Annotated in this window: 17 protein-coding genes and 2 pseudogenes; 10 read left to right on the forward strand and 9 right to left on the reverse strand. The window is 72.1% G+C overall.

All coding sequences use genetic code 11. The features are described from left to right. Window positions 1-173: 173 nt before the first annotated feature. Both AC3EUV_RS31280 and AC3EUV_RS31285 read right to left on the reverse strand, forming a co-directional pair. A complete protein-coding gene (locus AC3EUV_RS31280; RefSeq protein ID WP_432145617.1) occupies window positions 174-659 on the reverse strand; it encodes a hypothetical protein in 486 nt (161 codons plus the stop codon). A 99-nt stretch (window positions 660-758) separates the two neighbouring features. Beyond that, window positions 759-3410, reverse strand: a complete 2652-nt coding sequence (locus AC3EUV_RS31285) for a SpoIIE family protein phosphatase (protein WP_435604395.1) — start codon at window positions 3408-3410, stop codon at window positions 759-761. 65 nt (window positions 3411-3475) lie between these two features. On the opposite strand from AC3EUV_RS31285, the pseudogene AC3EUV_RS31290 reads away from it, so the two are divergent. The 4 genes and pseudogenes from AC3EUV_RS31290 to AC3EUV_RS31305 all read left to right on the forward strand — a co-directional run. Further along, window positions 3476-3748: pseudogene (locus AC3EUV_RS31290) on the forward strand (AMP-binding enzyme); the annotation flags it as partial. A gap of 101 nt (window positions 3749-3849) precedes the next feature. Continuing rightward, entirely contained in the window at window positions 3850-4377 is a 528-nt protein-coding gene (locus tag AC3EUV_RS31295) for a DinB family protein (protein ID WP_432145619.1), read from the forward strand. A gap of 259 nt (window positions 4378-4636) precedes the next feature. Next, window positions 4637-5812 (forward strand): ribosome small subunit-dependent GTPase A, encoded by a 1176-nt coding sequence (gene rsgA, locus AC3EUV_RS31300; RefSeq protein ID WP_432145620.1) that lies wholly within the window; start codon window positions 4637-4639, stop codon window positions 5810-5812. 103 nt (window positions 5813-5915) lie between these two features. After that, entirely contained in the window at window positions 5916-7562 is a 1647-nt protein-coding gene (locus AC3EUV_RS31305; protein ID WP_435604396.1) for a bifunctional transcriptional activator/DNA repair enzyme AdaA, read from the forward strand. A gap of 4 nt (window positions 7563-7566) precedes the next feature. Here AC3EUV_RS31305 and AC3EUV_RS31310 read toward each other — a convergent pair whose 3' ends face one another. Continuing rightward, a complete protein-coding gene (locus tag AC3EUV_RS31310; protein ID WP_432145622.1) occupies window positions 7567-8049 on the reverse strand; it encodes a DUF456 domain-containing protein in 483 nt (160 codons plus the stop codon). Window positions 8050-8456: 407 nt separating this feature from the next. On the opposite strand from AC3EUV_RS31310, the gene AC3EUV_RS31315 reads away from it, so the two are divergent. After that, on the forward strand, window positions 8457-9710 hold the full coding sequence (locus AC3EUV_RS31315) for a protein phosphatase 2C domain-containing protein (RefSeq protein WP_435604397.1): 1254 nt from the start codon (window positions 8457-8459) through the stop codon (window positions 9708-9710). A 201-nt stretch (window positions 9711-9911) separates the two neighbouring features. After that, entirely contained in the window at window positions 9912-11654 is a 1743-nt protein-coding gene (locus tag AC3EUV_RS31320; protein ID WP_435604398.1) for a pyruvate dehydrogenase, read from the forward strand. Between the two features lie 44 nt (window positions 11655-11698). Here AC3EUV_RS31320 and AC3EUV_RS31325 read toward each other — a convergent pair whose 3' ends face one another. Beyond that, window positions 11699-12142, reverse strand: a complete 444-nt coding sequence (locus AC3EUV_RS31325) for a MarR family winged helix-turn-helix transcriptional regulator (RefSeq protein ID WP_432145625.1) — start codon at window positions 12140-12142, stop codon at window positions 11699-11701. A 97-nt stretch (window positions 12143-12239) separates the two neighbouring features. On the opposite strand from AC3EUV_RS31325, the gene AC3EUV_RS31330 reads away from it, so the two are divergent. After that, window positions 12240-12632: a nuclear transport factor 2 family protein gene (locus tag AC3EUV_RS31330; RefSeq protein ID WP_432145626.1), complete on the forward strand. Its 393-nt coding sequence runs from the start codon at window positions 12240-12242 to the stop codon at window positions 12630-12632. Window positions 12633-12672: 40 nt separating this feature from the next. Here the strand turns inward: AC3EUV_RS31330 and AC3EUV_RS31335 are convergent, their stop codons facing one another. Further along, window positions 12673-13761 carry a M20 family metallopeptidase gene (locus tag AC3EUV_RS31335; RefSeq protein WP_432145663.1) on the reverse strand — a complete coding sequence of 363 codons (1089 nt, stop codon included), beginning with the start codon at window positions 13759-13761 and terminating at the stop codon, window positions 12673-12675. Between the two features lie 329 nt (window positions 13762-14090). On the opposite strand from AC3EUV_RS31335, the gene AC3EUV_RS31340 reads away from it, so the two are divergent. Continuing rightward, window positions 14091-14438 (forward strand): chaplin, encoded by a 348-nt coding sequence (locus AC3EUV_RS31340; protein ID WP_432145627.1) that lies wholly within the window; start codon window positions 14091-14093, stop codon window positions 14436-14438. 224 nt (window positions 14439-14662) lie between these two features. Here the strand turns inward: AC3EUV_RS31340 and AC3EUV_RS31345 are convergent, their stop codons facing one another. Continuing rightward, entirely contained in the window at window positions 14663-17791 is a 3129-nt protein-coding gene (locus AC3EUV_RS31345) for an alpha-mannosidase (protein WP_435604399.1), read from the reverse strand. A gap of 368 nt (window positions 17792-18159) precedes the next feature. On the opposite strand from AC3EUV_RS31345, the gene AC3EUV_RS31350 reads away from it, so the two are divergent. Then, on the forward strand, window positions 18160-18540 hold the full coding sequence (locus AC3EUV_RS31350; RefSeq protein ID WP_432145664.1) for an ATP-binding protein: 381 nt from the start codon (window positions 18160-18162) through the stop codon (window positions 18538-18540). Between the two features lie 40 nt (window positions 18541-18580). Here the strand turns inward: AC3EUV_RS31350 and AC3EUV_RS31355 are convergent, their stop codons facing one another. The 3 genes and pseudogenes from AC3EUV_RS31355 to AC3EUV_RS31365 all read right to left on the reverse strand — a co-directional run bounded on the left by AC3EUV_RS31355 (window position 18581) and on the right by AC3EUV_RS31365 (window position 22198). After that, window positions 18581-19660, reverse strand: a complete 1080-nt coding sequence (locus tag AC3EUV_RS31355; RefSeq protein ID WP_432145629.1) for a DUF2637 domain-containing protein — start codon at window positions 19658-19660, stop codon at window positions 18581-18583. A gap of 338 nt (window positions 19661-19998) precedes the next feature. Further along, on the reverse strand, window positions 19999-20421 hold the full coding sequence (locus tag AC3EUV_RS31360) for a hypothetical protein (protein WP_432145630.1): 423 nt from the start codon (window positions 20419-20421) through the stop codon (window positions 19999-20001). Between the two features lie 444 nt (window positions 20422-20865). Continuing rightward, window positions 20866-22198 (reverse strand): annotated as a pseudogene (locus AC3EUV_RS31365) (MFS transporter). A 62-nt stretch (window positions 22199-22260) separates the two neighbouring features. Here AC3EUV_RS31365 and AC3EUV_RS31370 point away from each other — a divergent pair. Beyond that, window positions 22261-23301, forward strand: coding sequence for a GlxA family transcriptional regulator (locus AC3EUV_RS31370; RefSeq protein WP_435604400.1), 1041 nt, complete (start codon window positions 22261-22263; stop codon window positions 23299-23301). The last annotated feature ends 272 nt before the right edge of the window (window positions 23302-23573 follow it).

The following is a 23573-nucleotide window of genomic DNA, read 5'->3' on the forward strand; positions in this document are numbered from 1 at the left end:
CTGGCTGATGGACCGGACGGGGCCGGCGTCTGGCTGATGGAGCGGGCGGGGCCGGCGCCTGGTTGATGGATCGGGCGGGGCCGGCGTCTGGCTGATGGACCGGGCGGCGGGCGGCGCCTGACCGTCGGGCCGGCCGGTCCTCGGGCTCGTACCGGGCGCAGGTCAGGGACCGTTCAGCCCCGGCACCAGCACCTGTGGCGCCGGGAGAGGGCCGCGCGCCGGTACCGGCGGACCGCGGCGCGGCGTCGGCGGCTCGCCGCGCCCAGGAAGCCGAGGCCGATGCCCAGCATCCAGACGTCCTTGGCCAGCAGGGTGCCGTTCTGGGTCGGCCGCAGGCTCCCCGGCTTCCGCATCCCGGGAGTCCGCAGGTAGAGCCCGACCAGCCCGCCGGAGAAACCGGTCAGCGCGAGTCCGGCCAGCCGGGTGGGGACGAACGGTGCCAGCAGCGCACCGCCGACCGCGAGTTCGGAGCACGCCAGCAGCCGGGTGAACTGCTCGGCGGGGATCTTGTCCAGGAACGGATAGGCCACCTGCGCCATACCGTGCACGCCCTCGGCGGTCGCCGCGTCGGCCCGCAGCAGCGTCAGCCCGGAGTCCAGGATGAACGCACCGACGGCCAGCCGCGGAGCCAGATCACGCGCTTCGGGCAACTGCACCATGGGAGCCTCCAAGATCAGTCGTCGGCCCCCTCAACGAGCTTAGCCAGGGGGTACGGGGGCTGCATCCGGCAGCCGTGGGCCAGCCCCCCGTTTCCCCCCTCACAGCGCCGGCACGTCGTCCCACTGGTCGAGGACGTCCTCGGTCGAGTCGGGGCCGGGCTCCGGGCGGCCGCCGTCGAGGGACTGTTCGGTCCAGATGACCTTGCCGCCCGGTGTGTAGCGGGTGCCCCAGCGGTGTGCGAACTGGGCGACGAGGAAGAGGCCGCGGCCGCCCTCGTCCGTGGTCGCGGCGCGGCGCAGATGCGGGGAGGCGCTGGTGCCGTCGGAGACCTCGCAGATCAGGGCGCGGTCGTACAGCAGCCGGACCCGGATCGGCTGGGCGCCGTAGCGGATGGCGTTGGTGATCAGTTCGCTGAGGATCAGCTCGGTGGTGAAGTCGATCCCCGCCAGGCCCCAGGACTCCAGCATGCGCAGACAGGCCGCCCGTACGGGGGCGACGGCCGCCGGGTCGGAGGGCACCTCCCATTCGGCGACCCGTGTGGGGTCCAGCAGCTGGGTGCGGGCCACCAGGAGGGCGATGTCATCGCTGGGGTGGTCGGGCAGCATCGCGTCGAGGACCGCCGTACAGGTCTCCTCGGGGGTGCGGTCCGCCCCGGTCGCCAGGGCCGTACGGAGCAGCTCCAGACCGGTGGCGATATCGCGGTCGCGGTTCTCGACCAGCCCGTCGGTGTAGAGCACCAGCCGGGAGCCCTCGCTCAGCGTCAGCTCCGTGGTCTCCACCGGCACGCTGCTGCCCAGTCCCAGGGGCGGCGAGACGGACACCTCGGGGAACGAGACGGTGCCGGCGGGGCGGATCACGGCCGGGCCGGGGTGCCCCGCGGTGGCCAGGGTGACCCGGCCGGTGACCGGATCGTAGATGGCGTACAGGCAGGTCGCGCCGGTGATGCCGGTCCGCCCCAGGTGCGCCGGCACCCCGTCGGGGTCGCCGTCCGTGCCGCCGGGCCCCGTCCCCGCGCCGTCGGGGACACCCGTTCCGCCGGTCCCGGCCCCGGCCCCGATGCCGGTTCCCGCCCCGACGCCGGCCGCCCGCGCCTCGTCCGTGTCGATGTGCGTGACCAGTTCGTCCAGGTGGTTCAGCAGCTCATCGGGCGGCAGGTCGAGGGCGGAGAAGTTGTGGACCGCGGTCCGCAGCCGGCCCATGGTGGCGGCGGCGTGCAGACCGTGTCCGACGACATCGCCGACCACCAGCGCGACCCGGGCACCGGGCAGCGGGATGACATCGAACCAGTCGCCGCCGACCCCGGCGTGCGCGGGCAGATAGCGATGGGCGACCACCAGCGCGGACTGCTCGGGCAAGGTCTGCGGCAGCAGGCTGCGCTGGAGGGTGACGGCGGTGGTGTGCTCGCGGGTGTAGCGGCGGGCGTTGTCGACCGCGACCGCGGCCCGTGCGGTCAGCTCCTCGGCGAAGGCCAGATCCTCCGCCTCGAAGGTGCCGGACGTGCCGGTCCGCCAGTAATTGGCCAGCCCCAGCACCACGCCGCGGGCCTGAAGCGGCGTGGTGATCAGCGAGCGGATACCGGCGTCCAGGACCCGTTGGGTGCCGTCCGGATCCTGCTGCCGCCAGGCGTCCGAGGCGGGCAGGTCGCCGACGAGGACCGGCCGGCCGCTCGTCAGGCCCGTCGCCATCGGCGTACCGGACACATAGCGGATCACCTCGCCGACCCGGTAGATCGCCGATTCCTCGGCGACCCCCTTGACCGCCATCCGCTGGAGTTCGGCGCTCGCCCCCGTCGTCGGTTCGTCGCCGCGCAGCACCGGCTCCAGCAGCTCGACGGTGACCACATCGGCGAACCGGGGCACCGCGACCGCGGCCAGCTCCTCGGCGGTCCGGCCCACGTCCAGTGTGGTGCCGATCCGCAGCCCCGCGTCGTAGATCAGCCTCAGCCGCTCCTGGGCCACGCCAGCCCGGCCGGCCAGGGCGCGCAGCTCGCCGGTGTCCCGCAGCGTCACCACGGTCCCGGCGGGCCGGCCGCGCGGGGCGGTCGGCCGGACGTTCACCGCGAGCAGCCGGTCGCCCGCCAGCAGCACCTCGTCGGTCGCCTCCCGCCCCGACGCGAGCAGCGCGCTGAGCTGCGGTTCCAGTCCGAGGTCCGCGACCGGGCGGCGTTCCGCGTCCGCGGGCAGTTCGAGCAGCCGCCGGGCCTCCTCGTTGGCCAGCAGCAGCCGCCCGTCACTGCCGAGGATCAGCACGCCCTCCCGTACGGCGTGCAGCACCGCGTCGTGGTGGTCGTACCTCCGCCGCACCTCGGCCGGCGGCAGCCCGCCCGTCTGCCGCCGCAGCCGCCAGCCCACCACGGCCGCCCCGCCGGCCACCAGCAGCAGGACCCCGGCGGCGGATCCGAGCAGCACCGGAAACTGGTCCTGCCCCGGTACGTCCGCCCGCTCCGGGGCCGCCGCTTCCCGGGGCTCCGGGGGCTGGGCGGCGCGCACGGCGGCACGGGTTTCCCGCACCTGGGCGGAGGTCTGGGCCCCGGCGGCCGAGAGCTGACGGTCCTCCCGGGCGCTCGCGTCGGGGGCCTGGAAGGCGAGCGCCAGGACGGCCACGATCCCCAGCAGCACCGCGCGGGCGAGCTGCCGTACGCACCTCCGGCCCGCGGCGCGATGACCGTTCAGCGGCGCGCGCGGGCGCGTTCCCGGGGAGCGTGGTGACGGCGGCGAATCGTCACCTTCTCGCCCGAAAATTTCCGTCATAAACCATATTTAGCATTGTGCTCCACCGTGCGGTGATCGGCCGTGCGGCGCCAGGTGATCGAAAAAACGTCTATCCGCGCGAGGTCGAGGAGGCCCTGCACGCCCACCCGGCCGTCGCCGAGGCCGCGGTCATCGGCCGGCCCGACGACCGGCTCGGCGAGGAGGTCATCGCCGTGGTCAGCCTCAAACGGGGCACGGCCGCCACCGCCGAGGACCTCACCGCCCACTGCAAGGAACGGCTGGCCGCCTACAAATACCCTCGCGAGATCCGTATCGTCGACGAACTGCCCAAGGGCCCCACCGGCAAGATCCTCAAGAAGGCCCTGCGCGCCGGGTGATGCGTGCAGTCGGCCCGGCCCGTACTTCCGACGCACCCCCGCCGTCGCGCCGCGCCGCTCGTCCGCGCCGGTTGTCAGTGGCCTGTGCGAGGCTGAGGAGCATGGGAATGACACCGGACGGGCGGCTCGTTCCGCCCCCGCACGCCGATGAACGCGCCATGCTGGAGAGCTGGTTGGAGTTTCACCGTGCCACGCTCCCGCTGAAGTGCGCGGGACTGGACGACCAGCAGGTCCGACTGGCCTCGGTGGCCCCGTCCACCATGACGCTGCTGGGCCTGGTCCGGCATCTGGCGGAGGTCGAACGCAACTGGTTCCAGCGGGTGTTCGCCGGCCAGGACATACCGCCGGTGTACGAGGCGGAGAAGGGCGACGGATTCACCCTCGCCCCGGACCGCGGGATCGACGAGGCGCTGGCCGACTGGCGCGCGGAGGTCGCCCGGAGCCGTGAGCTGATCGCCACCGCTTCGCTCGACGACTCCGGCACGCTCTCGGAGCGGGAGGCCGGCTTCGTAGGGGACCAGCGGGTTTCGCTGCGCTGGATCCTGGTCCACATGATCGAGGAGTACGCACGCCACAACGGGCATGCGGATCTGCTCAGGGAGCGCATCGACGGCGTCACGGGCGCCTGAGGCCGGGCCGGAAAATGGTTGGCGCCGACGCGCGGCGCCGGTCTACAGTCGCAGCGTTCGGGAGAGCGGCCTGAGGCCGTCCTCGTGGCCTGTGGAGATACGCGGAGGTGAGTACTGATGACTGTCGTTGCGCAGGGTGCTGCCCGCATCCAGAAGATCATCAACTTCCTCCCTGTGGTCTCCGGCTGACTCGACCTCACTTCTTCGCGCGGATATCGCGCGCCCGGCCGGGACCGCTCCTTCTCGAAGGGCCATCCCGTTGTTTGACCTCGAATTCTCCGCTGCGCACCCGCTGACCGCCTATGGCTGGGACGACGGATGCGCGCGGAGCTTCACCCCCTTTGCCGGGCAGGGGCTCGTGCCCGGCCGTATCGTCCGCGTGGACCGCGGGCGGGTGGACGCCGTCGTGGCGGACGGCGACGGCATCCGGACCGTTCTGGCCGACACCGCGCTGGTGGCGACCCGTGACCCGATGCGGGTGCCGTGCACCGGCGACTGGGCCGTGCTCGACCTGGAGAACGGACGCAGCGGCGATCATGTCGACGGTGTCGTACGGGCGTTGCTGCCGCGCCGGACGGCGTTCGTACGGTCGGCCTCGTCGAAGCGGTCCGAGGGCCAGGTGCTGGCCACCAACATCGACCACATCGTCATCTGTGTCTCGCTCGCGGACCAGCTGGACCTCGGGCGGATCGAGCGGTTCCTCGCGCTGGCGATGTCCGGCGCGGGCGATGCCGGACCGCTGCACGACTCCCCGGTGGCCACGGAGGGCGGCGCGCAGCCCTTGGTCGTGCTGACCAAGGCCGACCTCGCCGGGGACCCGGGCAGTCTGGCGCATCTCGTCGAGGACGCCGAGGCCGCGGCGCCCGGGGTGCAGGTGCTGGCGGTCAGCTCGGAGACCGGCGACGGGATCGATGTGCTCGCCGCCGTGCTCGCGGGCGGTACCTCCGTACTGCTCGGACAGTCCGGTGCGGGCAAGTCCACGCTGGTCAACGCCCTGCTCGGGGAGCCTCTGCAACGGGTGCAGGCGATCCGGGACCGGGACGGCAAGGGCCGGCACACCACGACCACCCGGGATCTGCGGCCACTGCCCGGCGGCGGGGTCCTGATCGACACCCCTGGCCTGCGCGGCGTCGGGATGTGGGACGCCGGGTCCGGGCTCGCCCGGACGTTCTCGGAGGTCGAGGCGCTGGCCGAGGAGTGCCGCTTCCACGACTGCGCCCACCGGTCGGAGCCGGGCTGCGCCGTCCAAGAGGCCGTCGAATGCGGGGAGTTGTCCGACCGGCGGCTGGAGAGCTACCGGAAGCTCCAGCGCGAGAACCAGCGCATCGTGGCCAAGACGGACGCCCGGCTGCGCGCCGAGATCCGCCGCGACTGGAAGCAGAAGCAGGCCCTGGGCCGGCATCTGATGGAGCGGAAGCGAGGTCCGCAGCGATGAGGTAAGAGAGGAGGGCGGCCGCCCGGGGCCGCCCTCACCGCCCGCAACGCCATGTCCGATTTCCGCCAGCCCGGCGCGCCGCACCCGGCGCACACTGGGGGGCGTGAGGGACGACGAGGCCAGGTACGAAGCGGTGACCAGCCGGGATGCGCGGTTCGACGGGGAATTCTTCTTCGCCGTGGTGACGACCGGAATCTACTGCCGGCCGAGCTGCCCGGCGGTCACTCCCAAGCGGGTGAATGTGCGGTTCTTCCCGTCGGCCGCCGCCGCGCAGGCGGCCGGTTTCCGGGCCTGCCGCCGCTGCCGGCCGGACGCCGTGCCGGGGTCCGCGGCGTGGAATGTCCGCGCCGACCTGGTCGGCCGGGCCATGCGGCTGATCGGGGACGGCGTGGTCGACCGGGAGGGCGTCGGAGGGCTGGCGCGCCGGCTGGGCTACAGCCCGCGCCAGGTGCAGCGGCAGCTGACCGCGGAGCTCGGCGCGGGCCCGGTGGCGCTGGCGCGGGCCCGCCGGGCGCACACCGCGCGGGTGCTGCTCCAGACCACCGCGCTGCCGGTCACCGAGCTGGCGTTCGCGGCCGGTTTCGCCAGCATCCGGCAGTTCAACGACACGATCCGGGAGATCTACGCGGGCACGCCCAGCGAACTGCGGGCGGCGGCCCGGAACGGGGGTGCCGCCGCCCGCCACACCGCCGCGACCGGCCCGGGGACCGCGACCGGCCCGGAATCCGGCTCCGCGCGCCGCTCCGAGCCCACCGGCATTCTGCTCCGGCTCGCCTACCGCGGGCCGTACGCGGCCGCCGAGATCTTCGACTTCCTCCAGGTACGGGCGGTGCCGGGGGTCGAGGAGACCCGCGGCCCCCGCGGCGGGCGGACCTACCGCCGTACGCTGCGGCTCGCCCATGGCAGCGGCATCGCCGAGGTCGACGAGCCCGCCGGGCCGCGCCGGCGGCGTCGGCCACCGGCGGGCCTGGTGTGTCCGGCGGCGCGCGGTACGGACGGCGGCTGGCTGGAGTGCCGGCTCCGGCTGACCGACCTGCGGGATCTGTCGACGGCCGTACAGCGCCTCCGCCGGCTGTTCGACCTGGACGCCGACCCGTACGCGGTCGCCGAGCGGCTCGGCGCCGATCCGCTGCTCGGCCCGCTGGTGGCCGAGCGGCCGGGCCTGCGGTCGCCCGGCGCCGCCGACCCCGAGGAACTGGCGGTCCGGACAGTACTGGGCGGCCCGCCGGAACGCGCCGCCGCACTGGTGAGGACATACGGCAAACCACTGGACGCGCCGGACGGCGGACTCACCCACCTCTTCCCGGCGCCCGGGGACCTGACCGGCGCGGAGGTCCCGGAGCCGGTGCGCACCCTGTGCACCGCACTGGCCGACGGCGCGATCACGCTGGACGCGGGCACGGACCGCGGCGCCACCGAACGGGCCCTGGCCGCCCTGCCCGGCATCGGCCCGCGCGCCGCCGCGTACCTCAGGATGCGGGCGCTGGGCGACCCCGACGTGGGGACGGGGACGGGGACGGCGGCGGGGGCGGATGCGGAGCGGGGCGGAACGGCGGGTCCGGCGGGCGCGGCCGCCTGGCGGCCCTGGGGTGCCTATGCCCTGCACCATCTCTGGCGGGCCGGGCTGCTGCCGGCGGGCGAGATGCCGGGGCCGGGCGTGATCCCCGGGTCGGGCCGGCCCCTCGCGCCAGGGGAGCCGTCGGCGTCGCCGGAATCACCCCCGTACGCCCTGGCCGCCCGCGCCGGGTGACGCCTCAGCCCGCCACTACGGCCCCGGTCCAGGCGCCGACGACCAGCAGACAGGCGAACAGCTCGACCAGCACGCTCAGCCCGATGGCGCGCAGGGCCGTACGGGTCGAGGCCCAGGCGTCGCCATGGCTGCCGAGCCGGACGCGTTCCAGCAGATAGAGACCGCCGACCGAGCCCAGCAGGCCCCCGATGACCGGGATCACGAAGAAGCCCACGATGCCGGCCACCCCCGCCAGGAACAGCGCCCGGTACGGGGTGCCCACGGCCCGCAGATCGCGGGCCGGCAACAGCCATTTGACGACCTGATTGAGCAGCAACACGGCGGTGGCGGACATCAGCACCACCCAGGCGAGCCCGGACTTCTCGGACAGCGCCCACCACACGACGCCCGCCCAGACGATCAGCGGCCCGGGAATGCCGGGCACCAGCACCCCGAGCAGCCCGAGCAGCATCACCAGACCGGCCGCGACCAGCTGCCACACACTCATGCGCCGACCGCATTCCGCCCGGCCCACCCGCCGTCGCCCCGCCGCGTCGCCCGCTCGCTCACGCGCCGGCCTCACTCCCGGCGGGCGCACGCCCCGTGACGGCTCGTACGCTGCACACTCTCATGGGCCCAGCGTGCCGGAAGCGGCCCGGAAGCGCTTGCCGGAGGGCGGGCGGAGTACGGGGGCAGGGGCACGGGGCCGGGGAGCATGACGGACGTATCCATCACCCCGAGGCCGAACCGGCCGCCGCCCAAGGAGCCCCGGCCCACCCCCGCCCATTCCCAGCCCCTCCCATGACATGTGCCGATCACCAACCTGCCGCCCGGTCACCCTTCGGAGGCCGAACGCCCGGTGGACGCTCTTTCGCGCCCTGTTGAGGGCGCGGCCGCGCAGGGACAATACGGCGCATGAACCAGCAGGGGGCCGGTTGCGGCCAGGAGGACGACTGGTGGCGGCAGTTGTACGGCGAGGGAGGGGGCGACGACGCCCCGGGACGCGCCACGGTGCGTGATGCCGGGCCGTCCGACGCCCCGGACACCCTCGATGACCGGGTCGCCTCGGCGCTCCGGGCGGTCGCCACACCTCGGCGGCCGGCGCCGGCACCCCAGCCGCCCCCGGCCCGCGCCGCGTCCTCCCCGTCGGCACCGATCCCGCTCCAGGCCACCGGCCCCCGCCCGGCATCCGCCGCCCGGCCGGCCGCCCCGCCCACACCCGAGGCACCCCGTGACACCGAACCGGCCCCCACCGGGCCCCCGGCCGACCGGCCGCCGCCGTCCGGGCCCGAGCTGGGCACCCTGCCCGCCGCCGACCCGGCCGCACTCGACGAACTGGTGCCGGACACCGCGCTGGACGGCGCCCGGTACGGCTCGCTGACCCTGCTCGCCGCCTCCCGGCGCGGCGACCTCGCCCGCCACCGCGGTGACGTACGCCGCGACGCGCTGCTCACCGCCCGCTTCGGGGCCGGCCGGCACGCCCTGATCCTGGTCGCCGTCGCCACCGGCCGCCCGGCCGGTGAGGGTGCGCATCGCGCCGCCCACGAGGCATGCGCCCGGATCGGCGGCGCGGTCGGCCGCAGTTACACCCGACTGGCCGAGGACATCCGTACAGACCACCGCAGCGCCCTCAAGTCCGGGCTTCAGCGGCTCACCGACCGCAGTTACGGCAGGCTGCGCGGCCGGTCCCGGGAGCCGGACGCCGCAGCGGAGCGGTACACCCCCGCGCTGCGCTGTCTGTTGCTGCCCGCCGACCCGGACTGCCGTACCCGGGTGTTCTTCGGCATCGGCGCGGGCGGCCTGTTCCGGCTCCGCGACGGCGCCTGGGAGGACTTGGAGCCCGCGGCGCCGGACCAGACCGGGTACGAGGGAGCGGACGGCACCGGCGGACGGTTGCGTTCCGCGGCCGGCCGGTCAGCTGCCCACGGCCTGGACCGGTCCGACGCGTTCCTCTTCCGGACGGCCTTCGCCCGTCCGGGCGACACCCTGCTGCTGTGCAGCGCCGGGCTCGCCGAGCCGCTCCAGCAGGAGTCCGCGTTCGCCGCCCGGCTGGCCGGACAGTGGTCCGCCGCCGAGCCTCCGGACCTGGTGGCATTCCTCGCCGCCGCGCAACTCCGGGTGGCGGGCCACCTGAAGGACCGTACGGCCGTCGGGGTCTGGGAGTCGTAGCGACGGCCGTCGGGTGTGGGAGTCGTAGCGACGGGCAGACGCGAACCCGGAGCGCGGGCGGGACGGAGCCGCGCAGCGGAGGCGGTGCGGGGCGCCCCATGGGTACATGGGACAGGGCCCCGGAGGTTCCCGGGACGGGGCCCACCGCGTCAGCGGGCCGTCACCCGCCCGCCGCACACCCGTCGAAGGAGCGAGCGCGACATGGCGAAGCAGACCGTGGCCGAGCAGTTCGTGGACATCCTCGTACGGGCCGGGGTGCAACGGCTCTACGGCGTCGTCGGCGACAGTCTGAACCCGGTGGTGGACGCCATCCGCCGGAACTCCGCGATCGACTGGATCCAGGTCCGGCACGAGGAGACCGCCGCCTTCGCCGCCGGGGCGGAAGCGCAGCTCACCGGCTCCCTCGCGGCCTGCGCCGGCTCCTGCGGCCCCGGCAATCTGCACCTCATCAACGGCCTGTTCGACGCCCACCGTTCGATGGCCCCGGTCCTCGCCCTGGCCTCCCACATCCCCTCCAGCGAGATCGGCACCACCTTCTTTCAGGAGACCCACCCCGACCGGCTGTTCACCGAATGCAGCCACTACAGCGAGCTGATCTCCAGCACCAAGCAGATGCCGAGGGTGCTCCAGACCGCGATCCAGCACGCCATCGGGCAGAGCGGCGTCGCGGTCGTCTCCCTCCCCGGCGACATCGCCGCCGAACCGGCCCCCGAGCGCGTCATCGAGCACGCCCTGGTCACCTCGCGCCCGTCGGTTCGCCCCGGAGACGCCGAACTCGACGCACTGGCCACGATGATCGACGAGGCCGACAAGGTCACGCTGTTCTGCGGCAGCGGCACGGCGGGCGCGCATGCCGAGGTGATGGAGTTCGCCGAGCGGGTGAAGTCCCCGGTCGGACACGCACTGCGCGGCAAGGAATGGATTCAGTACGACTGTCCCTATGACGTGGGCATGAGCGGACTGCTCGGCTACGGCGCGGCCTATGAGGCCACCCATGAATGCGATCTGCTGATCCTGCTCGGCACGGACTTCCCGTACAACGCGTTCCTGCCCGATGACGTCAAGATCGTCCAGGTCGATGTCCGGCCCGAACACCTGGGCCGTCGCACCACGCTCGACCTGGCCGTCTGGGGCGATGTCCGCGAGACGCTGCGCGGTCTGATCCCCAAGGTCCGGCCGAAGGAGAACCGTAAGTTCCTCGACCGGATGCTGAAGAAGCACGCCGAGGCGCTGGAAGGCGTGGTCAGGGCCTACACCCGCAAGGTCGAGAAGCACACCCCGATCCACCCCGAGTACGTCGCCTCCGTCCTGGACGAAGAGGCCGCCGACGACGCCGTCTTCACCGTCGACACCGGCATGTGCAATGTCTGGGCCGCCCGCTATCTCACCCCCAACGGCCGCCGCCGGGTGATCGGTTCGTTCAGCCACGGCTCGATGGCCAATGCGCTCCCGCAGGCGATCGGCGCCCAGTTCATCGACCGGCGGCGGCAGGTCGTCTCCATGTCGGGCGACGGCGGATTCTCCATGCTGATGGGCGACTTCCTCACCCTGGTCCAATACGACCTGCCGGTGAAGGTGGTGCTGTTCAACAACTCCTCGCTGGGCATGGTGGAGCTGGAGATGCTGGTCTCCGGTCTGCCGGCGTACGGCACCACCAACCAGAACCCGGACTTCGCCGCCATCGCCCGCGCGGCCGGAGCGCACGGCGTCCGGGTGGAGAAGCCCAAGCAACTGCGCGGCGCCCTGCGCGAGGCCTTCCGCCACAAGGGCCCGGCCCTGGTCGACATCGTCACCGACCCCAACGCCCTGTCCATGCCGCCGAAGATCAGCGCCGAGATGGTCTCCGGCTTCGCCCTGTCGGCCGGAAAGATGGTGCTGGACGGCGGAGTCGGCCGCATGCTGCAAATGGCCCGCTCCAACTTGCGGAACATTCCCCGGCCTTAGGCGGTGTGGGCCGGGGGCTCGCAACCCTTCGGGGACCCGCGGCCCTAACCGAACGGGCCGTCGACGGTGAACCGCCGCAGTTGGCGGGCGAACGCCTCGGCCTCACCCGGTGGCCACGAGGACAGGCCCGCCATGATGTGGGCGGCCAGCCGCTCCCGCAGTTCGGCCACCGCGCGTTGGCCCTGCTCGGTGAGGACGAGCAACTGCGCGCGCCGGTCGGCGGGATCGGCCTCGCGGCGGACGAGCCCGGCGGCCTCCAGCCGTGAGGCCCGCCGGGTGACACCGGAGCGGTCGACCCCGGCGTCGGGCGCCAGGTCGGCCGCGCTGCGGGGCCCGGTCCGGGCCAGTGCGCTGAGGACCGGGTACGTCAGTTCGTCCACCGCCTCCCCCATGCCCTCGGTGAGCTGCTTGTGCAGCTGCGTACGGGTGGTGCGCCTGAGCAGGATGCCCAGCGCTTCTGCGATCTCATGGCCTACTTCGTTCTCCACCTCACCAGAATAGCGTGCGCTGCGCACGCGTCTGCTGCTACAGTGCAGGAGATGCGTGCGCAACGCACGCACTTCTTCTTCCTTGAGGGGACCTCTCATGACGCGTACCGGCATCGAAGCCGCCCTGAACGACCTGCTCTTCGCCCGCGACCTCACCGTGCAGGACGCCGCCGACCGCCACTTCGCCCCGGAGTACCGTCAGCGCACGGACGGCGAGTGGATCGACCGCGCCGGGTTCGTCGAGCACATCACCCACCTGCGCACCCTCGTCGCCGACGGCCGGGTCGAGGTCCACGAGGAGCTGTGCGACGGCAGCAAGTACGCCGACCGGCACACCGTCGACATCACGAAGAAGGACGGCTCGGCCGTGCGCATGGAGGTCTATGTGTTCGCCGACTTCGCGCCCGACGGCCGGTTCCGCCGCATCGAGGAGACCACCCTGATGCTCCAGGGTGCCGACGCCGACCGCACCATGGGCAGCGCCCGCTGAGATCCGGCACGCGACCGCTGCCGCGGCCCCGCCCGCTCCCTCACCGCGCGCGGACGGTCCCGTTCCCCTCCGGGTGCTGAAGGGCGTTCACCAGCCCGGCGATCAGCCGCGCCCGCTCGGCCATGGCGTCGATCACCACATACTCGTGATCGGCGTGCGCACCGCCCCCGACCGCCCCCAGGCCATCGAGGGTGGGCACCCCCAGCGCGGCCGTGAAGTTGCCGTCGCTTCCGCCGCCGACGGCCACGGCCTCGATCCCGGGAAGTAGCTGCTGGGCCATCGCGAAGAGCCCGGCCGCCGCCGACTCGGGCATCGGCGGCCGGCCGACGGCGCCCGTCACCGCGATCTCCGCCTCGTCGAGGTGCGGAGCAAGTGCCGCGAAGGCGGCCTCGATTCGCTCCTTCTCCCCGGCCGACTCGACCCGGACATCGACGGTGACGGTCGCCTCCGCGGGCACAACGTTGTCCAGGGTTCCCGCGGAGGCGACCGTCGGGGTCACGGTCGTGCCGATCTCGGGCCGGCCGAGCGCCGCGATATCCAGCACCTGATGCGCCGCCTCGACCAGGGCGTTGACCCCGGCCGCCGGTTCCAGACCCGCGTGCGACGCCCGGCCCGTGATGGAGACCTGGAACGTGCCGCAGCCCTTGCGGCCGGTCTTGAGGGCCCCGCCCTCCGCGGCACCCTCTCCCACCAGTACGGCGCCGCAGGCGAGGGCGCGCTCCTCGATGAGAGCCCGGGAGGAGTGGGAGCCGACCTCTTCGTCGGCGGTCACCAGGATCTCGACGCCCGCGCGGTCCCCGGCCATGGCCACGCCGTGGATCGCCTGCACCAGCCCGCCGAGCATGTCGAAGACGCCGGGGCCGGTCGCCCGCCCGCCCGCGACCGTGAACGGGCGGCGCGCCAGCGTGCCGAGCGGGAACACCGTGTCGTGGTGACCGAGGATCAGGACCTTCGGATCGCCACCGCCGGACCAGTGCACATGCGGCCCGGCTGCGCTCTCGACGAGGACGGCCCGCCCGCCGAGCCGGCGCTCGATGACGGCGGCAACGGCCTTGGCCGACGCCCGCAAAGCGTCGAGATCGCGGGAGGGGGACTCGACCTCGACGAGCGTCCTGAGGTCCTCGGTCATCGCGTCGATGTCTGCGTCGGTGATGTGGTGCGGCGTCACGCCGCAAGCGTACGTCGAACGCCGTGCCGGAACAGGCGCACTTGCCCGCTTCCGCGCTCCTCGCCCGGGGTTCGGCCGAGCCCTTGACCTCACCACGCGATCTCTAAACCACACTTATCCCCGGAAAGAGTGAAATGTTCGCAAACTCTCTCAGTGTGGGGCCGTACGCGCCGAAGGAGAAGTACAGGAAGCGGCAGTGAGCCGCTTGGAGCTATCGGGAGATTGTTATGTCACGGATCACGCGGGTGACTGCTGTGGCCGCTCTTGCGGCAAGCACCGCCCTGGGGGGCATGTCGGCAGCGTTCGCAGACGCCGGCGCGGCCGGCGGCGCGGCCAATTCGCCGGGAGTGGTGTCGGGCAACGCGATTCAGGTCCCGATCCACATTCCGATCAATGTGTGCGGCAACACCGTCAACATCGTGGCGCTGCTGAACCCGGCCTTCGGCAACACCTGCATCAACGGTCACATCGAGCGCCGGGTGGAGGTGCACCGTCACCACCACGTCACGCACCACCACCACATCAAGCACGCCAAGAAGAAGCACCATGTCAAGAAGCACCACAACAAGAAGCACCACCACCGGCCGGCCGGTGGCGTGCACACCGGCGGTGGCGGCCTGGTCGACGTCGAGCGCTAGGCCGCTCGCTTGGATCGTCTGATCGTTGCAAGCGTGCGTGCACCGCGCCGCGGGCCCGGCCGACGCCGGTAAGCGCCCGCACCACGCGGTGTGGAAGCACTCCACGATCACGCATGCTCACCGGCACACGGCCGGGGTCCCGTTCCACGGGGCCCCGGCCGGCGCGTTGTCCGGCCCCTTCCCGCACGTCCGGTCCGCCGCCGATCCGGACCGAACGCCCGGGCTCATCCGGCAGGCGGATGCTGCGGCCGGAGCCGCAGGGTCAGGATCTGGAACGGGCGCAGCTCGACCGCCACATCGGACGTCGGGCCTTCCTCCTCCTCGTGCAGGGGACGCTCCAACAGGTCGGTCACGGTGGCGTGTTCAACGGGGAAGCTGGGGGAGACGGTGCCGGTGGCACGGCCGCCGTGGGACTCGTACAGCCGCACCACCACATCGCCGCTGCGGTCCTCGGCGAGCTTGACCGACTCGACGGTGACGGCCGGATGGTCGACACGGATCAGCGGGGGTACGGGCGGCGCGTCGGCCGTCCGGAGGGGCAGGTTGAGGGCCAGGCCCTCGGCGACCGCGTCGCCGACCCCGGCGCCCGGCAGCAGTGCGTAGGTGAAGCGGTGGGCGCCCTGGTCGGTCTCCGGGTCGGGGCTGTGCGGGGCGCGCAGCAGGGTCAGCCGTACCGTCGTGCCCAGGCCCTCGGGGTGCGGGGTGCGGGTGACGTCATGGCCGTAGGTCGAGTCGTTGAGCAGCGCGACGCCGTAGCCCGGCTCGGCGACCCGCAGCCAGCGGTGCGCACAGATCTCGAAACGGGCCGCGTCCCAGCTGGTGTTGGTGTGGGTGGGGCGGTGTACGTGTCCGAACTGCACCTCGGAGGTGGACCGTTCGGCGTGCACATCCAGGGGGAAGGCGGCCTTGAGGACTTTCTCCGACTCGTGCCAGTCGATGTCGGTGGTGATGTCGAGACGGTGTGAGCCGGCCCGCAGGGTCAGCTCCTGGGTGATCCGGGACGCGCCGAACGCCCTGGTCACCCGGACCGTCGCGGACAGCGGCCCGGCCGTGGCCAGCTCCACGGACTCGGCGTCGGTCAGATCGGTGTGCCGACGGCGGTAATGCCGGTCGAGGTCCCAGGCGTCGTACTGCGTGGGGTGATCGGGATGCAGCTGAAGCAGATTGCCGCGGGCGCCGGGCGCCAGCACCTCCCGTCCGGCGTGCAGATCGCGTACAGAGGTCAGCAGGCCGTCGGTGTCGACGCGTACCCGCAGCAGGCCGTTGTCGAGGGTGAGGGTGCCCTCGGCGCCGGTCTCCGCCCGTACGGCCGGCGGCGGTGGCGTGGGGGAGTCCGGGCCGGGCGGGCGGACGGGCGCCGAGCCCAGCGCGGGGACATGGACCGCGACGGCGGCCGGCCCGGCCGGTCCCGGGCCCGGCAGGGCGACGATCTCGACCCGGGCGTACGGCGAGGCATTGAACACCGTCGGCACCTCGGCCGGCGCGGCCGCGGAACGCTCCAGCGCCCCGAGCGCCGTCTCGATGATCCCGGTCAGCTCCGCCTCGACCGCCGCATACGTGGCCCGGGCCTCGCGGTGGACCCAGGCGATGGACGAGCCCGGCAGGATGTCGTGGAACTGGTGCAGCAGTACGGTCTTCCAGAGCCGGTCGAGCGCGTCGTACGGGTAGGCGTACGAGGCGTCGGCGCCCGCCCGTACCGCCGCCGTCGCCGCCCACAACTCCGCCTCGCGCAACAGATGTTCGCTGCGCCGGTTGCCCTGTTTGGTCTTCGCCTGCGAGGTGTACGTACCGCGGTGGAACTCCAGGTACAGCTCGCCCGACCAGACCGGCGCCGCCGCCCCGTACTCCTCATGGGCGGCCTCGAAGAACCGGGCCGGCGGCTCGATCTCGACCTGTGGTGAACCCTCCAGGGACCGCAGCCGGCGGGCCCGCTCCAGCATCTCGCGGGTCGGGCCGCCGCCGCCGTCCCCCCAGCCGAAGGGGACCAGGGAGCGGGTGGCGCGGCCCTTCTCGGCGAAGTTGCGTGCGGCGTGGGCGAGTTCGCGGGCGTGGAAGCGGGAGTTGTAGGTGTCGACGGGCGGGAAGTGGGTGAAGACGCGGGTGCCGTCGATGCCCTCCCACCAGAAGGTGTGGTGCGGCATCTTGTCGGTCTGGTTCCACGACAGCTTCTGGGTGAGAAACCACTTCGCGCCGGCCAGCCGGGCCAGCTGCGGGAAGGCGGCGGTGTAGCCGAACGAGTCCGGCAGCCAGATCTCCTCGGTCTCCACCCCCAGCTCCTCCAGGAAGAAGCGCTTGCCGTGCACGAGCTGCCGGGCCAGCGCCTCACCACCGGGCATATTGGCGTCGGACTCCACCCACATCGAACCGACCGGCGCCCAATTGCCGTCCCGTACGGCCTCCTTGATGCGCTCCCAGATGTGCGGCTGGTGCTCCTTGACCCAGGCGTACTGCTGCGCCTGGGAGCAGGCGAACACCAACTCCGGGTATTCCTTGGCCAGTTGGGTGACATTGGCGAAGGTGCGGGATGCCTTGCGCACGGTCTCGCGCAGCGGCCACAGCCAGGCCGAGTCGATGTGCGCATGCCCGGTGGCCGAGACGCGATGGGCGCTCGCGGTGGCCGGGCGGCACGGTACGTCCGCCAGCGCGGCCCGCCCCGCGGCCGCCGTGCCCCCGACGTCGTGCAGATCCAGCGCATCCAGCATGTCCTCCAGGGCCCGCAGGATCTCGTGCCGGCGCGAGCCGTCGGCGGGCAGTTCGTGCATCAGCTCCGAGAGCACCTCGATGTCCAGGATCAACTGCCAGACGGTCTCGTCGAGCACCGCGAGGTCCGCCGAGGCGAAGCGGTACAGCGGCCGGGCGGGCGCGGTCCGTACGTCGCCGAGGTCGGTGGGGCGGAAATCCCGCAGCACCGCCGGGTTCGCGGCGGCCTCCAGCAGCAGCCGCACCTCCTCACCACCGCTGACCGGCGCGCCGACCGGGAGGTGCCGGTTGCGCGGATGGATGCCCTTGAGCGGCACCCCGTCGGCGTCGTACAGCAGCCCCTCGGCCTGGAAGCCGGGCCCGTCGCCACTGAAGCCTGGATCGATGACGGCCTCCACCCGCCGCCCCGCCCACTCCTGCGGCACCTCACCCGCCAGCCGGAACCAGCTGGTGGACCACGGCGGCCCCCAGGGCTCGCCGACCGCGAACGGCTCGTAGGCGGCCCGCAGCGCCTCGTCCACCGGCAGAGGTTCTCCGGGCGCGTGCCAGACGGCCAGTCGCAGGGGCACCCGCGCGGCATACTGCGCGGGCCGGATGAACTGCCCCAGCGCCCGCTCCAGGCGCCCCTCCACCAGCAGTCGGTCGTCGTGCACAGCGGCTCCTCACGCTCGTACTCCCCACGCCCCGGGACGCGGGCGGGCTGCCCCGGCGGCAACCGGGGGAGTGCTCCCTCGTGTCCGGGCGCGGCCGGGTTTCGCGACAGGCTCGGGGTCAGGCATACCCACTGGAGCCCGGCCCGGCCCACCCGGCGCGCGGGCGGCGGACCGGCGACGTGGCGCGCGGAAGCATGGCGGCAGTTCCGATGGGCATGCTGACCGTGAGGCTGTTCGAGGCAGAGCGCCGAGGTTCGTTGGGGGCGGGGGAGAAAATGCGTCAGCCTGTGCGGCGCGAGGAACGGGACAGAAGGCAGGAAACGGCCGAGGGGGGCCGGAGCGGGGGGACCACCGCGCGAGTGCCACGTGTGCTGGAGCGGAAGGTGCGGCATGCGGATCTGAAGGCGGTCGGTGAGGTGCGGCGGGAGCTGCGCCAGCTGCTGAGCCGCTGGACGGTGCCGGGGGGCGGCGAGCTCGCGGAGGTCGCCACGCTGCTCACCAGCGAGCTGGTCACCAATGCTCTGGTGCACGCCGAGGGCGGCGCCGTCGTCACGGCCCGGGTCGGCGACCGGCTGCGGGTGGAGGTCCGGGACTTCGTCCCCGGACGCCCCGAGCCGCGCCCACCGACCACCGACGAGACCTCCGGCAGGGGGCTGATGCTGGTGCGTTCCTTAGCCGACGCATGGGGGATACGCACCGAGAGCCTCGGGAAGAGCGTGTGGTTCGAGCTCGGCGGCGGACCGGCCTGACCCATGGGCGGGGGCGTCGGTCGGCGCGGTCCGCCACCGGTCAGCCGAATTGCCGTTCGATCTCGGCGAGTTTCTCCTCCAGGGAGTCCAGACGGGGAATCGTCTGGGTGTCGTCCTCGGCGGTGAGATCCACGGCCCGCGGGGGCCCGGCCGGAGCCCCGGCACCCTCCGCCTCAGCGCCCGCCACGGCCTTGAGAGCCGGGCGGGAGCGCACCGGCGACTCTCCGGTGAGCAGCGGCTGAGGGGTACCCACTATTGCGGGGTCGGGGCCTGCCACCTCCGCGGCCGCCGCCTGGGGCACCGCCAGCTGCCGGCCGCCGGCCCTGCCCCAGCTGCGGTGCTGCCGGTTGATGGCCTTGATGCGCGCCCGGTCGAGCTTGCCCTGCTCGCGCCGCCGGTGTCGGTTCTGCTCCTTCTCCCGCCGGTCCTCGCGGACCTCCTCGACGGCCTCGTCCAGCGTCCGTACGCCCTCCAGCAGCATCAGCGACCAGGCCGCGAAGGTCTCGCGGGGCGCGCGCAGCCAGCGGACGATCCGGATCTGCGGCAGCGGCCGCGGCACCAGTCCCTGCTCGCGCAGCGCCGCCCGGCGGGTCTGCTTGAGCGCCCGGTCGAAGAGGACCGCGGCCGACAGCGACATCCCGGCGAAGAACTGCGGCGCGCCCGCGTGCCCCAGGCCGCGCGGCGCATGCACCCAGTTGAACCACGCCGCCGCGCCGGCGAACGTCCACACCAGCATCCGGGAGCCGAGCGCCGCATCGCCGTGACTGGCCTCCCGTACGGCGAGCACGGAACAGAACATCGCCGCACCGTCGAGCCCGAACGGCACCAGATACTCCCAGCCCCCGGAGAGGTTGAGATTCTGCACACCGAAGCCGACCAGCCCATGGAAGGACAGCGCGGCGGCGACCGCCGCACAGCAGAACAGCAGCAGATAGGAGGCCGACGCGAAAACGGTCTCCTTACGGCGCCGACGCTCCTCGCTGCGCTCCCAGGAGTCCTCACCGCCGGACCGGGCCGCCGCACGCTTCCCACGCACCACCAGCGCCGCGGCCGCAAATACACCGACGAGCAGCAGGGCGCCGGGAACCAGCCAGTCCAGCGATATATCGGTCATTCTCATTCTGGGATCCCTTTGCCTCGGGTACGCGATTTCCGCGACATCCTGGCGGAAGCCGTCGCCGTGACCGAGGCATTCGGTACAAGAGAACGCCAAGGGGGGCGAGAAGCCCCCCTGATCTCGAACTATCGTTCCGTAAAGGGAAGTTGAGTTCGAGTGAGAGCGGGTTCCTGCCGGGTGGCGTGGGGGGCACGGCGCGGCGTGGGGGCGCGGGGCGCGACGTCGAGCGTCGATTCCCTTCTGTGCATCGTGCCGTGCCGAGAAACGACTCGGTGCGCGGCCGTGGGCAGTGGTCGTGCCGGCTGTCCACGGCCGCGCTACCGGCTCAGCGGCTCACCGGCTCAGCGGACCTGCACCGTCACCACGTCAGAGGCGTGCAAGCGCACCGGATTCTGGTCGTGCGAGCTGGTCAGGCCGTACAGCACCGCACGGAATTCCAGGTTGCCGCGGCGCGCGGACGTGCCCTGTGTAGTGACCCGCGCATCGCCCTCCACCACAGCGCTGCAATTCTCCTGGTGCCACCCTTGGCCGAAGCCCTTCTCCTCCACGCACAACTGATGCAGGAAGCCGGCGCTGTCATCGCCGCCGTGCGCCTTGACCGTGATGGTCTTGCCGACCTGCGCCGTACGCGGCGCCGTGATCTCCACGCCGCCCTTGGCGAACGCCGGCCCGGCAGCCAGAGCCACCGTGGCCAGCCCCAGCGCACCGACCACCGCCACCCGGCCACCCCGCGCCTTTAACCCGGTCTTCTTCGTCCTGGTCATGGACTTCTTCCCTCCCGTGGATCCCCCACTTGATGAGACCCACCCTTCGCGAAGGCGCCCGGTGCGCCTCGCCGACTATCCAGATGAGCCGGCCGCCCCGCGCGTTGCCCCTCGCCCGACGCCGTTACAAATTCCCGGTATAGCAGGCTAAGAAGGACCTGATCCTGCCAACAGCTGCCAAATGGCTTCTTGGGGGCAGTGGTCCGCCAACCAGGACGCTCCGATATCGCGAACAGCCGGAGCGCTGCCCCAGGCTGTTCTCTTCGGTGACAACTCCGTGGCGTCCTCCCCGCTTCCGGACCGGCGGTCGCAACGGCGGGCAGCTGTCCAGGACTTGTCCGGCCGACCATCTGAGCCAGAGGACCCCTCGTCGATCGGCCCGAGGCTGTCGCAGCGTGACCGCAGCACATGAAGCGCATCGCTTCGTGGGGGCGTTTCGACGCCTCAACGGCTTGTGGCGGTGGAGCTCGCGAGTTCGTTCGCTGTGGCGTGCTTCATGTCGGATCCCGCCCGCCGGATGATCACAGCGAGCATGGCCGCCGCACAACAGAGTGCCCCGGTGGCCATCCACACCAGGTCGTAGGAGCCCAGGGCGTCTCGGGCCACGCCGCTGCCGAAGGCGACCAGGCCGGCACCTATCTGGTGGGCGGCGAGCACCCATCCGAAGGCGATGGCGCTGTCTTCTCCGTAGAACTCACGGCACAGCGCGATGGTGGGGGGGAACCGTGGCCACGTCCAGGACGCCGAACAGCACGACGAAGGAGACCAACGGAAACTGAACGGTCGGCCCCATCATGGCGGGCAGGAACATCAACAGCAGACCCCGGAGTGCGTAGTAACTTCCCAGCAGCCAGCGGGGGTTGATGCGATCGGTGAGCCAGCCCGAGGAAATCGTGCCCACTACGTTGAAGATCCCGACCATGGCCAGGAGCGAAGAGGCCACCGTGACCGGCATGCCGTGATCGTGAGCAGCAGGGGTGAAGTGCGTCCACATGATTCCGTTGGTCGACGCACCACAGATGGCGAAGGTGGCCGCCAGCAGCCAGAAGGGCCCCGTCCTGACCACGGCGGAGAGCACTTTGAGTGTGCGGCGCCCGGTGCCCGGAGCGGCGGGAGGTCCCGGCACGAACTCGTGGGACCCGTACGGCTTGAGACCGACATCCGCAGGGTGGTTGCGTAACAGCAGCCACACAAAGGGCACGACAATCAACGAGGTCAGTCCGACGGTCACGGTGCCGGCTCGCCAGTGATGGTGGTCGACGATCCAAGAGAGCACGGGCAGAAACACGAACTGCCCGAAGACGCTGGCCGCTGTGAGGAGGCCGGTGACCAGCCCACGACGTTTGACGAACCAGCGGTTGGTGACAGTAGCGGCGAACGCCATTGCCATGGAGCCGCAGCCGAGGCCCACCAGGACACCCCAATAGAGGGTGAGCTGCCAGGGTTCCGTCATCACCGTCGTCAGGGCGGCGCCCGCGGCGATGACAGCCAGCGCGCCGGCGACAACGCGACGCAAGCCGAAGCGGTCCATCAGAGCTGCGGCGAACGGGGCGGTTAACCCGTTCAGAGCCATGTTCACCCAGACCGCGAAGCTGATCTCGCCGTGCGACCAGCCGAATTCCTCGTGCAGTGGGTCCACGAGCAAGCCCGGCATGGTGCTGAACGCGCCGGCGGCAACGATTGCCAGAGCTGCGACCGCGGCGACCCACCAGGCACGGTGCACTCGGGGTTCATGAACAAGAGGCGGGGTTTCGATGCTTTGAGTCACTCTGATCATGATGGGAGACCAGGGGTGGGCGGCGCAGCAGTCAGGCAGACAGCCCGTGCAAGAATCTGGCCATGACCACCTTCTTACACCCTGGTCGGCACCACGTGGCAGTCTTCGTCCGCCACGGACTGATGCCCATGGAGTTGGGTCTGGTCCATCAGATGTTTGGCCAGACGAGGTCGGCCAAGGGCGATCCCCTGTATGAAGTGATCACTTGTGCCCTGTCCACGGGTGAGATCCGTACCGACGCCGACTTCCCCATCTACGTCGCACACGGTCCCGAGACGCTACGGGAGGCGGACACGGTCATCGTCCCGGCCTCGCACGAAGAGGACGAGACGCAGACCGAGGGGCGGCTCAGCAGCTCGCTCGCCGCGGCCTTCGCCGCCATCCGCCCCGGCACCCGGATCGCCTCCATCTGCACGGGAGCCTTCGTACTGGCGGCGGCCGGCCTTCTCAACGGCCGTCGTGCCACCACGCATTGGAAGTCCTCCCAGAACTTCCGGGAACTGTTCCCGCAGGTCGAACTCGACCCGGACGTCCTCTACACGGACGAAGGCGACGTCCTGACCTCGGCCGGCGAAGCCTCCGGAATCGACCTGTGCCTCCATATGATCCGCTGCGACCACGGCAGCGCGATCGCCAACGACGTCGCCCGCAGCACCATCGTCCCGCCACATCGCGACGGCGGGCAGGCGCAGTACATCCGCACCCCCGTCCCCGAACCGGAGTCCTCGTCCACGGGCAAAGCCCGGGCCTGGGCCATGGAGCGCCTTGACCAGCCGCTCACGCTCGACGACCTGGCCGCGCACGCGGCGATGAGCGTACGTACCCTCACCCGCCGCTTCCGGGAGGAAGTCGGCCTCACCCCGGTGCAGTGGCTGACCCAACAGCGCCTGGAACGCGCACGTCAGCTCCTTGAAGGCACCGACCTGCCGATCGACAGGATCGCGGTGACCGCGGGCTTCGGCACCGGGACCTCGCTGCGCCAGCACCTGCGAGCGGCACTGGGAGTGTCGCCGAGCGCCTATCGCAGCACCTTCCGTGGACCGGCAGCCCCCAAGGAGCACGGCCCACGGACGGCCGACCAGCACGGAGCGGCAAACCTGTAGGTCCCACGGCGCTTGGACGTGTCCTGGGGGCAGGAGTGCCGTTCCAACGATGTATTGCCCATGAAGGCGCATCATGTCTGTTGTGTGCCGCAGTGGGAGCCAAAGTTTCCTTTGTCGCGTCGGTCATCCGAATGGCCGAATTAGCGGTGCCGCAGATCGTGGAGTGGTTTAAGGCCGGTGAGTCATTCCTTCGGCCGTGAAGCGCTTAACCCTGTGTAACTCACCGCACTGCGCCGGAGATGCCGGCTTGGCGTATGCCGGAAGAGCTCCGG

The sequence above is a fragment of the Streptomyces sp. bgisy130 genome (assembly GCF_057708345.1).

Excerpts from the sequence above, each read along its gene's own strand:
- AC3EUV_RS31285 (WP_435604395.1), bottom strand. The coding sequence starts at position 3,410 with ATGACGGAAATTTTCGGGCGAGAAGGTGACGATTCGCCGCCGTCACCA.
- AC3EUV_RS31370 (WP_435604400.1), top strand. The coding sequence starts at position 22,261 with ATGACCACCTTCTTACACCCTGGTCGGCACCACGTGGCAGTCTTCGTC.
- AC3EUV_RS31330 (WP_432145626.1), top strand. The coding sequence starts at position 12,240 with ATGACGCGTACCGGCATCGAAGCCGCCCTGAACGACCTGCTCTTCGCC.
- AC3EUV_RS31280 (WP_432145617.1), bottom strand. The coding sequence starts at position 659 with ATGGTGCAGTTGCCCGAAGCGCGTGATCTGGCTCCGCGGCTGGCCGTC.
- AC3EUV_RS31295 (WP_432145619.1), top strand. The coding sequence starts at position 3,850 with ATGGGAATGACACCGGACGGGCGGCTCGTTCCGCCCCCGCACGCCGAT.
- AC3EUV_RS31315 (WP_435604397.1), top strand. The coding sequence starts at position 8,457 with ATGAACCAGCAGGGGGCCGGTTGCGGCCAGGAGGACGACTGGTGGCGG.
- AC3EUV_RS31340 (WP_432145627.1), top strand. The coding sequence starts at position 14,091 with ATGTCGGCAGCGTTCGCAGACGCCGGCGCGGCCGGCGGCGCGGCCAAT.
- AC3EUV_RS31310 (WP_432145622.1), bottom strand. The coding sequence starts at position 8,049 with ATGAGTGTGTGGCAGCTGGTCGCGGCCGGTCTGGTGATGCTGCTCGGG.
- AC3EUV_RS31355 (WP_432145629.1), bottom strand. The coding sequence starts at position 19,660 with ATGAGAATGACCGATATATCGCTGGACTGGCTGGTTCCCGGCGCCCTG.
- AC3EUV_RS31335 (WP_432145663.1), bottom strand. The coding sequence starts at position 13,761 with ATGACCGAGGACCTCAGGACGCTCGTCGAGGTCGAGTCCCCCTCCCGC.
- AC3EUV_RS31360 (WP_432145630.1), bottom strand. The coding sequence starts at position 20,421 with ATGACCAGGACGAAGAAGACCGGGTTAAAGGCGCGGGGTGGCCGGGTG.
- AC3EUV_RS31320 (WP_435604398.1), top strand. The coding sequence starts at position 9,912 with ATGGCGAAGCAGACCGTGGCCGAGCAGTTCGTGGACATCCTCGTACGG.